The following is a 300-nucleotide window of genomic DNA, read 5'->3' on the forward strand; positions in this document are numbered from 1 at the left end:
GGACGGTGCCGTCCGCGGTGACGACGTCGTCGACCGAACAGCCGTTCTCCGTGAGGTAGACCGGCGGGAGCGCCGGGTAGCGCTCCTTGAGGCCGACGAGCAGTTCCCGCAGGCCATCGGGGACGACGGGCCAGCCGAACGCGGTGCGGCGGTAGCCCTCGATGGGAGCCTCTTCGCATGGCAGGCCCTCGGATGTCGGAGCCTGGATCCGGGTCGGGGTGTAGTAGTTGATGCCGAGCGCGTCCAGGGGCGCCGCGATCAATGCGAGGTCTCCGTCCTGGACGGAACCGCCGAGGGTGG

Annotated in this window: 1 protein-coding gene; it reads right to left on the reverse strand. The window is 70.3% G+C overall.

The features are described 5' to 3' along the window. Nucleotides 1-262, reverse strand: a 262-nt coding sequence (locus HTZ77_RS44995) for a family 1 glycosylhydrolase (RefSeq protein ID WP_235996158.1), incomplete at its 3' end; no start/stop codon positions are given. Between the last annotated feature and the right edge of the window lie 38 nt (nucleotides 263-300).

This window comes from Nonomuraea montanisoli, from assembly GCF_013363975.1.
Lineage (GTDB): Bacteria > Actinomycetota > Actinomycetes > Streptosporangiales > Streptosporangiaceae > Nonomuraea > Nonomuraea montanisoli.